A 2,235-nucleotide genomic window follows, 5' to 3' on the forward strand; every position below is an offset into this window, starting at 1 on the left:
AGGCCTTTGTTTTACTATAGCTTCAGGTTTTTCGGGTTTCTTTGAACCTGAGCCTAAAATATAAGCAACTGCCACAAGCCCAATCGCAATGACAACTACAACCGGAATCCACAGCGCGCCCTCCTTTTTTTTTGCTTGCTCCATAACTATTGCCTCTTTGATAAAATAATCCAAAAAAACCATAGCCTTTTTATGAAAGGATGTAAAAGAACAGGATAAAAAAAGCCGGTACGAATGCTCAGATACAGCACTGTACCGGCCTTCCTACTCGAGTAAAACGTGTGGGGACACGTTATGACTAAAATAAACACATTATCTACATGAGAATTGTCTTATGGTGACATCCGAATCGGCTCATGTCAAGAAAAGTAATGATTTTTTATCTTCTTTGCTATATATAATGCATTTAATATTATGGTATAGACATAACTGCTTTACATTTTTCATAGATATGCTGTATATGAATACAATATTTCTGTGACTTTGTGGGACTTAAGGATTAGGTGAGATGCCAACGATAGAACAAATACGCGCGGCGCGCGCTCTTATAGGGTGGAGCCAGAAAGATCTGGCGGATCATTCCAACCTATCGCAGACGGGAATTGCCCGGATCGAGAACGGAACAAACAAACCCAACTCCAGCACGATTATGCGCATTACAGGGGCGTTTGAAGCTATGGGAATTAACTTCATACAAGGTGGCGTACAAAAAGTTCAAGACACTCTTATTGTTTCCGAAGGCGATGATTGTTTAAGGCGTTTACAAGATGATATTTTTCATACATTAAAACCCCAAAAAGGTGAGGTACTTTTATTAGGCATAGATGAAATCACCCCTGAAGAAAAAGAAAATTATGATTATACTTTAATGCATATTGAAAGGTTACAAAATGCTGGCATTTCAGAACGCATTATTGTTAGAGAAGATAAACAAGAATTTATTGCCCCAAAATCATGGTACAGAAAAGTTTCACAAAACTATTTTAGCCCACATACAGTGTTTATCTATGACACTAAAATTGCTTTAGCACTACGGCAGCCTCATAATAAAGTTTTATTACTTGATAACCCTTTTTTCTCTGAAAGTATGAGAAACTTTTTTAACATGCTTTGGGATAGCAGTGAGGCCATTGAGTAAAATGAATGATGATTCACTGAGTAATGAAAACGACGTAGCCTTCATTTTGTTTAATAAGGTAGGAAACGATAATTTAGCATCTGAAAAAGAGAGACGCCTAGTTAAGCGTTTGAATACTCTTGAAAATGTGGCGGATGTAAAAATATCTGATCTAAATACTCTAAAAGCTGCTTTTTCTGCCGCTGCCTCGGATGACCCTTATTATATTTCCCCTACATATTATGCGCTAACAGGCAGGCGAGGCTTATATCTATACAAAAATGAAGATCAGGATAAAAAGCCCACAACCTTCTTGTTTTGTATACACCCGAATATTCAAAATACGATTCTGGCCTTTCCTCCTTTTGGCCATAACCCGGCACAAGCCATTAACTCACTTGTGGAAGAACTAAGAGGAACTGGAATAAGGTTTCAACTGGGTCGTGTTTCTTCAAATTCCGATCTATGCAAAACATTGATCAACGACAATGATACCGGCTTTAGACAAAAAATTGAAGACACACTGGACTGGACGTATCCTTTGCATACCGTTAACTGCCAAGACCTAACAGAGCATAAAGGAAAAAATTATAGTCGTATAAGACAGGTTATGAACAAATTCAGAAGATCCTCAGCCCTTACTAGAGATATTGATTTTAGCAAGGACCATTCTTTAATTGATAGCCTTTCCCAAAATTGGGAAGACAATACCAATCACTATGAAAACTATGACATTAAATTCACAGAGTACTTTCAACATTTAGTTAGTATGGCCAATAATGAACCTGCTTTGAACTTAAGGGGGCTTATTGTTTCAATTGATGGCGTAAATAAAGGCTTTTCAATATGGGAGCCTCCCCAGCAAAGACACGGAGCCGCCAACTTATTTGCATCTCAGGTCACAGATTTCGAGATTACAAACCTTGCAACTTATCTAACTGTGAAAAGTGCAGAACGAATGCTGGAGGAAGGAACGGAACGTATGTGTCTGGGCGGATCTGAAAATATAGGAATGGATACTTATAAAAGAGGGTTTGTTCCCGAGAAAACTTTGGAAATGCAAACATTGGAACTGGATATTCCAGAGTAATAAACTACTGGATCACACAACCTCTTTT

The 2,235-nt window shown here is 38.1% G+C and carries 2 protein-coding genes; both read left to right on the plus strand.

What is annotated here, in order from left to right; all coding sequences use genetic code 11:
• Positions 1–508 precede the first annotated feature (508 nt).
• Entirely contained in the window at positions 509–1,138 is a 630-nt protein-coding gene (locus tag Q0X72_RS13720; RefSeq protein ID WP_297766564.1) for a helix-turn-helix domain-containing protein, read from the plus strand.
• 1 nt (position 1,139) lies between these two features.
• Positions 1,140–2,207: a hypothetical protein gene (locus tag Q0X72_RS13725; protein ID WP_297766567.1), complete on the plus strand. Its 1,068-nt coding sequence runs from the start codon at positions 1,140–1,142 to the stop codon at positions 2,205–2,207.
• The last annotated feature ends 28 nt before the right edge of the window (positions 2,208–2,235 follow it).

Origin of the sequence: uncultured Muriicola sp., from assembly GCF_947258935.1 — a bacterium.
Taxonomy (GTDB): domain Bacteria; phylum Bacteroidota; class Bacteroidia; order Flavobacteriales; family Flavobacteriaceae; genus Muriicola.